Raw genomic sequence first — 8,780 nt, forward strand, 5'->3', positions numbered from 1 at the left:
CCCGCAGTCTAAACCGAGCAGGTACCGGGGAGAGGAGGCGCACAGACACAGTAAACTGCTTGCATGTGCCAATTGCTAGGGATGAACAGCCACTTGCCAGCCAGCCTGACGCTGAGCTTCACTGGCTTTGCGCAACGCGGCGGTTGTACCGACCACCACTCAGACGGCTGGGGTATCGCATTCTTCGAGAGTGATGGCGACAAGCCCGGACGGGCCGCACGCCAGTTTGTCGACAAGGAAAGCGCCTCCACCTCCCCCATTGCGCAAATGCTGCGTACCTATCCGATCAAAAGCCACAACGTGGTCGCCCATGTCCGCAAAGCGACAGTGGGCGCGGTGGCGCTGGAAAACTGCCATCCCTTCACCCGTGAGCTATGGGGCCGCTACTGGGTGTTTGCCCACAACGGCGACCTGAAGGACTACCACCCCCGCCTACACGGCAGCTACCGCCCGGTAGGCACAACCGACAGCGAACTGGCGTTTTGCTGGCTGATGCAGGAAATGAACAAGTCGCACGCCGGCGTGCCCTCCATCGAAGAGTTGACGCACACCTTGAACGAACTGGTGCCGCAGATTGCGAAGCATGGCACCTTCAACTTCCTGCTCAGCAACGGCGAAGCGCTATGGGCACACGCCAGTACCAAGCTGCACTATGTGCTGCGCCAGCACCCTTTCCCCGAGGTGCAACTGAAGGATGAGGATGTCAGCGTAAATCTGGCAGACCTCAATGGTGAAGACGACAGGTTGGCGATTGTGGTCACCGAGCCGCTAACGACCAATGAGACCTGGGTCGCCATGGCGCCCGGTGAGCTCAAGGTATTTGTCGACGGCGCCGTGATGTCTGCTTAGGCCTGGCGCCGCCTGGCGACTCCGCCGGCCAAAGTCTTCAACACTTCAACCGTGCTGTCCCAGCCAATACAGGCATCCGTCACGCTCTGGCCGTAGCGCAGTCCGTGGCGCCCATCCACGATGTCCTGCCGCCCAGCCTCCAGATGGCTTTCCAGCATCACGCCGCAAATAGCCTGGCTGCCGCTGGCCAATTGATTCGCAATGTCGGCAGCAACCAAGGGCTGCCGCGCAGGGTCCTTGCTGCTGTTGCCATGGCTGCAGTCAATCACCAGCCGCGTCGCCAGCCCTCCCGCCGCCAATGCGGCAGCTGCAGCCTGCACGCTGGCAGCGTCGTAGTTCGGCCCGTGGCTGGCGCCGCGCAATACCAGATGCCCATCCGGATTGCCAGTGGTCGTAATCACCACCGCGCGGCCTTCCAGCGAGATGGTCGGAAATTTGTGCGCCTGCGCCGCTACGTGAATGGCGTCTATTGCCGTGCTCACGCTGCCATTGGTGGCATTCTTGAAACCCACGGGCGCAGACAAGGCGGACGCCATCTGGCGGTGCAAAGGACTTTCCACCGTGCGGGCACCAATAGCGCCCCAACTGAGCAACTCAGCGTAGTACTGCGGCGTCACCAGATCCAGTATTTCCGAAGCGGCGGGCACGCCCAGACGCGCACATTCCAGCAGCAAGTGCCGCGCCTGGCGCAGGCCTGCACCGATATCGCCTTGACCATCGAGCGTAGGGTCGTAAATCAGGCCCTTCCAGCCCATCCGGGTACGCGGCTTCTCGAAATACACGCGCATCACCAGCAACAACTCGTTTGCGAATTGCGGCGCTATATCGCGCAGGCGTTTTGCGTACTCCAGCGCTGACTCAGGCTCATGGATTGAACAAGGGCCGACGACGACCAGCAGTCGGTCGTCATCACCGCGCAGGATATTTCGCGTTGCAGCCCGCGCGCTCGTAATGAATGCTGCTTCTGCAGTGCCTGCAGGCAGTTCTTCGCGCAACAAGCGCGGCTCTGGCAGTGCGACGGTTTCGGCAATATGGATATCGTGGATCATGACTTCAGGCGCCCGGCAAGCCAGGCGCGTACTTCTGCTTCGTGTTGAGGCGGCATGTCACCCAGCACACCATGCCGCTCGGGCGGAATATGCGCGAGCAGCTCCGGGCTGGATTCAAAAATGTAATGCTTGAAAATATCACCCCATGCCCTGCGGTAGGGCGTGGGCAGGTCTTTCATGTTGACCAGGGCGAGCATCAACGCGTCAAACGCAGAGCGAAATTTGTCATCGTCCACTCCGCCGGCGCGCCACCAGTAGTTCACCAGCACATTGACCTGGGCCAGTGACTGCACATGGTGCCACCACAACGACGGGATGTAGATCGCATCACCTGGTTCCAGCTCAGCCACTTGCGCAGCGGCCAATGCATGCTTGAAATGGGGGAAACGGTCGAAATCCGGTTTCGCAAAATCCACCATGCTGATCGGCGAGCCAGTGGGTGTGTAGTCCAGCGGGCCCAGATACAGGTTGGAGATCTGATCCGGCGGAAACAACGTGAAGCGCCGCTTGCCTGCCACCACGCAGGCAATATTGTTGGACTCGTCAATGTGCGCGGGGGTAATGATGCAGTTGCCCAGCCAGATGCGCGGATGCACTGTCGCTGGCAGCAGTGGCATTGCGTGCGTACCCTCGAACGCCGGGGCACATGCGGACAAAAGCGCACTCTGTACCGCCACGGCAGGCGGATTGGGAAAGGCCGCGTAACGCAATACCTGCTCCATCACCTTGGTGAGAGGCAATTGGTTGCGCAGGTAATTAAAGCCCGTAAGATTCGCGTTGTAGAACACCCGCCCCTGCGCCTCAGGCGGCGTCATGATCACATCGACCAGCGTACCCGCATCTTGTTCTGCCAGATAACGGCAGACCGCGAGATCCGAATCGCGCGCCTGCCGAACGGCGGGCCACTGGTTAACCAGTCCGCGCAACACGGCGGGTTGGTATCGGGTCGCTATTTCATTGCGGAAGACGTCTTCGGTAACGTCCTTCCACTCGGCTATCGGCTGCGGCTTCGGATGCATGGGCTCTAACGCAACGCCTCTTCCAGTGCATCGGCAAACATGGCCGCCACATCAAAGCCGGTCTGGTCGGTGATTTCCTGAAAGCAGGTGGGACTGGTGACATTGATTTCGGTCAGGCTATCGCCAATCACATCCAGGCCCACTAGCAACAAGCCACGCACGGCCAGGATAGGCCCAAGCGCTTCTGCAATCACTCGATCGGCATCGGTCAGTGGCTGCGCCACACCCTTGCCACCCGCTGCCAGATTGCCGCGCACTTCGCCGCCTTGCGGAATGCGCGCCAGACAAAACGGCACCGGTTTACCGCCAATGACCAGCACGCGCTTGTCGCCCTCAGATATCGCGGGCAAAAACTTTTGCACCATCAGCGACTGCGCGCCGTCCTTGTTCAAGGTCTCGATGATGCTGCCCAAATTCAGACCGTCGTCTTTGACGCGAAAGATACCCATACCCCCCATACCATCCAGGGGCTTCAGAATGATGTCTCGGTGCTCCGCATGGAAGGCACGCACGGCAGCTGCATCGCGCGTCACCAGCGTAGGCCCAATGAATTGCGGGAACTCCAGGATCGCCAATTTTTCTGGGTGATCACGCAGCGCACGCGGCTTGTTGAACACCCGGGCGCCTTCGCGCTCGGCCTGCTCCAGCAAGTGGGTCGCATAGAAGTATTCGCTGTCAAACGGCGGGTCCTTGCGCATCACGATGGCGCCAAAGTCGCGCAGCGCAACAGGGCTGGCTTCGGTGGCGTCAAACCAGTTGTGGGCCTGACCGGTCAACGCGATGCGACGCACTTGCGCCTGCACCACACCACCACGCTCCCAGACCAGATCGCGCGGCTCACACGCCGCGATACGGTGGCCACGGCGCTGCAGCTCGCGCATCATCGCAAACGTCGTGTCCTTTTTGATCTTGAAGGACTCCAGTGGGTCGGCAACAAACAGAATTTCCATGGTTTCTTTCACACTCCGGGAGGTTGGGGTTTGCCATAGTGTTGCACCAAAAGCGCAAGTGCGCCGGCCACCACGCCCCAGAACGCAGAACCCACGCCTGCCAGCACCACGCCACTGAGTGTCACCAGAAAGGTGATGGTGGCGGCTTCGCGGTTGGGCTCGTCTTTCAGGGCTGCGGCCAGTGCGCCACCGATGGTGCCCAACAAGGCCAACCCGGCAATGGCCGCGACCAGCTCTTTCGGGAAGGCTGTGAGCACGCCGATGATGGTGGCGCCAAACAAGCCGATCAATACATACAAGGCGCCGCAGGACACTGCGGCGGTATAGCGGCGAAGCCGATCGATATGCGCTTCCGGGCCCATGCAGATGGCGGCAGTGATGGCGCTGAGGTTCAGTGAAAACGCACCGAAGGGCGCCAGCAACAAGGTCGTAAGGCCGCTGAGCGTAATGACTTTGGAAATAGGGATGCCAGCGTCGCCGCCACGGGCACGCTCATCACCAAAGCCCGACGCCGCAATCGCTGCCACACCGGGCAGGTTTTGCGACGCCATCGTCACGATGAACAGCGGCAAAGCCAGGCTGACGAAGGCAGACACCGAGAACGCAGGCGTCACCCAGACTGGCGCTGTCAAGCCAAAACTTATGGAAACCGGCGTAAAACGTGCGTAAGCAGCTACGAAAACAATAGCAACCAACAACGTCAGTGGTACCGCGTAGCGCGGCCACAGGCGCTTGCCGAGAAGATAGGTCAACAGCATCACCAGCACCAGGGGCAGCGCAGTTTGCGCGGCGGCGAAGGCTGACAGGCCAAAGCGCGCCAGCACGCCAGCCAACAACGCCGAAGCCAGCGCCACCGGAATGCGATTCATCAAACGTTCGAACCAGCCCGTCGCACCGACCAGCACGATCAACAGCGCACTCATGATGAATGCGCCTACCGCGTCGTGCATGGTGTAGCCACCAGCCAGGCCAGCGCTCGCCAACACAGCTGCACCTGGCGTGCTCCACGCCACCATCACCGGCTTCTTCCACCACAGCGATGGCAGCAAGGTGCACAGGCCCATACCGATACCCAGGGCCCACATCCACGAGGCCATGACCTCGGGTGTGGCACCGAATGCTTGCGCCGCCTGAAACACGATGGCGACGGAGCTGGTAAAGCCCACCAGCACGGCGACGAAGCCAGCCGTGAAGGCGGACAGGCTCAGGTCTTTGAAAAACTGCATGCGTTCATTGTCGGCGATGCGCGGGACACCGCCGGACCGCCCCAAGGCGACCCAGCTGTCGCACTGCCCCGGGGCCTAAATCTCGATTTTTGAGCCCAACTCCACCACGGCATTGCTGGGCAGATTCAGAAAGCCGGCTGCACCACTGGCGTTGTGGTGCATCTGGGCAAACAGCTTTTCGCGCCAGGGCGCCATGCCGGCGCCCAGTGTGGGAACGACGGTGTCGCGCGACAGGAAGTAGCTGGTATTCATCTCTTCCATCTCGCAGCCACGCCCCTTGATCTGTTGCAGGGCTTTGGGCAGATCCGGGTCGTTCTTGAAGCCGTAATGGATGATGACTTGCCAGCAATCGTGCCCCAGCGATTCGATTTGCAGCCGCTTGTTCAAGCCAATCCATGGCACCTCGTGGTTCTTCACAGTCACGAACAGGTTATTGCTGTGCAGAACCTTGTTGTGTTTGAGGTTGTGCAGCATGGCGTTGGGTACGGTGCCCACTTCCGCCGTGAGAAATACGGCGGTGCCCTCCACGCGTACGGGCGGGCTGACAAAAACCGCCTCCAGAAAACTGGGCAAGTCCAACGCATCCGAACGTAGCTTCTCGTTGAGCAAACGCCGCCCATCTTTCCAGGTCATCATCAACGCAAACACCGCGCCACCAATCATCAGCGGGAACCAGCCGCCCTCAAACAGCTTGAGCAGGTTGGAAGCCCAGAACGCGAAGTCCACAACGAAAAAGAAGCCCGTCGCCGCAACGCACAACCACAGCGGGTACTTCCAGCCATAGCGGATTACATAGAACGTCAGGATGGTGGTGATCAGCATGTCGGTACATACCGCAATCCCGTAAGCAGCCGCCAAATTACTGGAGGACTTGAACATCACCACAGCCAGCACAATGGCTACGAACAGGCCCCAGTTCACAAACGGCAAATACACCTGGCCCGTGTCCTTGACACTGGTGTGCTCAATTTGCAGGCGCGGCAAATAGCCCAGTTGAATCACCTGTTTGGTGACCGAGAAGGCACCGGATATCAGCGCCTGTGACGCAATCACACCAGCCATGGTGGCCAGCATCACCAGCGGGATCAGTGCCCATTCGGGCGCCATCATGAAGAACGGGTTTTTGACAGCTTCGGGGTTTTGCAGCAGCAGCGCACCCTGGCCAAAGTAATTCAGTGTCAGCGACGGCATCACGATGGAGAACCAGGCCAGGCGGATCGGCTTCTTGCCGAAGTGGCCCATGTCCGCATACAAGGCTTCGCCGCCCGTCACGCACAGCACGACAGCCCCCAGGATGATGAAGGTCGTGCCCGGGTTGTTCCAGATAAAGCTCAGCGCATAGGTTGGGCTAATGGCCCACAGGATTTCCGGGTTGTCGATGATGTGCGACACCCCCAGTGCCGAGATGCAGATGAACCACACCACCGTAATCGGTCCAAAGAACTTGCCGATGCCCGCGGTACCGCGCTTTTGCACTGCAAACAGGCAGAAGAGGATGACCAGCGTGATCGGGACTACGTAGCGTTTGGATGCCGGAGTAATCACCTCCAGGCCTTCGACGGCGGACAACACCGTGATCGCCGGCGTGATGACGCCATCACCATAGAACAGGCAGGTGCCAAAGATTCCCACCAGCAGCAGCACGCGGCGCAGCTTCGGCTTGTCCTTCACGGACTGCGAGGCCAGCGCCAGCATTGCGACCAGCCCACCTTCGCCGTTGTTGTCCGCACGCAGCACCAGACCGACGTACTTGATGGAAACAATGACGGTGAGCGTCCAGAAGAAAATGGACAGGATGCCGTAGACGTTATCGGGGGTGAAGGGCACATGACCGGAGCCAAAGACCTCCTTCATGGCATAGAGAACGCTGGTACCGATGTCCCCGTACACCACACCAACGGCACCCAGGGTTAGCGCCGTAAGAGACGATTTAGAAGCTGACACAAATTAACCCGGCCGCAATTGCGCCGGGTTCCATTCCATTTGGGATCGCCATTGTGCGCCCGCCCGGGCATTTCTCAAGCGCCACTGGCCCAAATCATGGAGGCTCAGGTGGGCATGTTGCAGCGCAACAACTCCAAGCCTTCATTGCTTCGGAGCGCGGGGACAATAAATTTCTAGTCGTAATGCTCGGCTTCCGGGTCGGTCGCCTCGAGTTCATAGCTGGCGGCCAACATTGCCAAACGACCAATCACGCCATACATGTAGAAGCGGTTCGGAGCGCTGGCACCGGGCTTCATGCCTGGCTGGGGTAAGTGCGTACTCTCCGCGAATGCCAAAGGCACGAAGCTGGAGCCTGGGGCGCTGAGACTTTGGTCGACATTGCGCTGCGCGTGCACGCGGTAGAAACCACCCACCACGTAGCGGTCCATCATGTAGACCACGGGCTCGGCCACGGCATCGTTCATGCGTTCATTGGTCAAGACGCCTTCCTGAATGATCAGCTCCATCGGTGCCTTGGATGGTGGCAGGCTGGTCAATTCCTTGGCGTCGCGCAAGCTCAATATTCCGCAGCCACTGTTGCTGTTGTCCGCCTTGACGATGACAAAGGGTTTTTCCTTGATGCCGTATTCCTTGTATTTTTTCTTGACCTTGGTCAGCAGCCCATCCACCCGCGCAGCCAGCAAATCCCTGCCTTCTGGCGTGGCGCCATCCACCCCTTCACACTTGTCAAACAGGGGGTTGATCAGCCAGGGATCGACACCAATCAGTTTGCCAAAGCGTTTGGAGACCTCTTCATAGCTTTTGAAGTGCTTGCTCTTGCGACGCGTGGACCAACCTGCGTGCAGCGGAGGCAGCAGGTATTGTTCGTGCAGGTCTTCCAGGATGCCGGGCACGCCCGCCGCGAGGTCGTTGTTCAGCAGAATGGTGCAAGGATCAAAGTCCTTGACGCCCAGCCGGCCCCCATTGCGCACCACCGGCTCCAGCGTGATGCTCTCGCCATTCGGCAATTCGATGGTTGTGCTCTTCTTCACATCCGGGCTGATCGAGCCAATGCGCACATTCAGGCCCGCCATGTGGAAGACACGGCGCAGTTGCGCCAGGCTGCTCAGATAGAAGGTGTTGCGCGTGTTGTTCTCGGGAATGATCAGCAGGTTGCGCGCTTCGGGGCAAATCTTCTCAATCGCCGCCATGGCGGCTTGTACAGCCAGCGGCAGCATCGGCTGCGTCAGGTTGTTCCATCCGGACGGAAACAGGTCGGTATCCACCGGCGCGAGTTTGAAGCCGGCGTTGCGCACATCGACGGAGGTATAGAACGGGGGCGTGTGCTCCATCCACTCCAGACGAAACCAGCGCTCAATGGCGGGCATGGAGTCCAGCACGCGCTGCTCCAGTTCATTGATGGGGCCGGTCAGGGCGGTCACCAGGTGGGGAACCATACAGAGCTTTCACGAAACAAGGAGATGGGGAATTCTAGGCTGCTCAACAGGTGATGTGAATTCCACTGAATTCAAGTGCTGGACAAGCAATAAAAAAGGGCCCTCGGAGGGCCCTTTTTGGTAGTGCCTGCTGGCACGCAGTGCTGCTTACTCCACCTTGAAGTTGAACTCCTGGGTGGCAATGACATCACCGGAGCCATCGTTGGTGCACTTGTACTGCATCATCGCCTGGCGCACAGCCGCATGGAATACGCGTGGGCCGGAGAGGATTTCCACGCTCTTGACCTGACCACCCGAGATCACAGCC

General features: G+C 59.7%; 7 protein-coding genes. 1 reads left to right on the plus strand and 6 read right to left on the minus strand.

Annotation, left to right across the window (positions count from 1 at the left end; genetic code table 11):
- Nucleotides 1-63 precede the first annotated feature (63 nt).
- On the plus strand, nucleotides 64-849 hold the full coding sequence (locus AC1DV6_RS02870) for a class II glutamine amidotransferase (RefSeq protein ID WP_477974909.1): 786 nt from the start codon (nucleotides 64-66) through the stop codon (nucleotides 847-849).
- On the opposite strand, the gene AC1DV6_RS02875 is transcribed toward AC1DV6_RS02870, so the two are convergent.
- The 6 genes from AC1DV6_RS02875 to gshA form a co-directional block, all read right to left on the minus strand.
- On the minus strand, nucleotides 846-1,898 hold the full coding sequence (locus tag AC1DV6_RS02875; RefSeq protein ID WP_477974911.1) for a 3-deoxy-7-phosphoheptulonate synthase: 1,053 nt from the start codon (nucleotides 1,896-1,898) through the stop codon (nucleotides 846-848). The genes AC1DV6_RS02870 and AC1DV6_RS02875 overlap by 4 nt on opposite strands.
- The gene (locus AC1DV6_RS02880; protein ID WP_477974913.1) at nucleotides 1,895-2,917 is read right to left on the minus strand and encodes a cupin-like domain-containing protein; all 1,023 of its coding nucleotides are present in this window, start codon (nucleotides 2,915-2,917) and stop codon (nucleotides 1,895-1,897) included. The genes AC1DV6_RS02875 and AC1DV6_RS02880 overlap by 4 nt, the downstream gene beginning before the upstream one ends.
- Nucleotides 2,918-2,922: 5 nt before the next feature.
- The gene (gene gshB, locus AC1DV6_RS02885; RefSeq protein ID WP_477974915.1) at nucleotides 2,923-3,867 is read right to left on the minus strand and encodes a glutathione synthase; all 945 of its coding nucleotides are present in this window, start codon (nucleotides 3,865-3,867) and stop codon (nucleotides 2,923-2,925) included.
- 8 nt (nucleotides 3,868-3,875) lie between these two features.
- Nucleotides 3,876-5,093 (minus strand): benzoate/H(+) symporter BenE family transporter, encoded by a 1,218-nt coding sequence (locus AC1DV6_RS02890; protein WP_477974917.1) that lies wholly within the window; start codon nucleotides 5,091-5,093, stop codon nucleotides 3,876-3,878.
- A gap of 75 nt (nucleotides 5,094-5,168) precedes the next feature.
- Nucleotides 5,169-7,037, minus strand: coding sequence for a potassium transporter Kup (locus AC1DV6_RS02895; RefSeq protein WP_477974919.1), 1,869 nt, complete (start codon nucleotides 7,035-7,037; stop codon nucleotides 5,169-5,171).
- 173 nt (nucleotides 7,038-7,210) lie between these two features.
- Nucleotides 7,211-8,473 (minus strand): glutamate--cysteine ligase, encoded by a 1,263-nt coding sequence (gene gshA, locus AC1DV6_RS02900; protein ID WP_477974921.1) that lies wholly within the window; start codon nucleotides 8,471-8,473, stop codon nucleotides 7,211-7,213.
- Nucleotides 8,474-8,780 lie beyond the last annotated feature (307 nt).

The organism is Rhodoferax sp. P2_H8_2 (genome assembly GCF_056403235.1).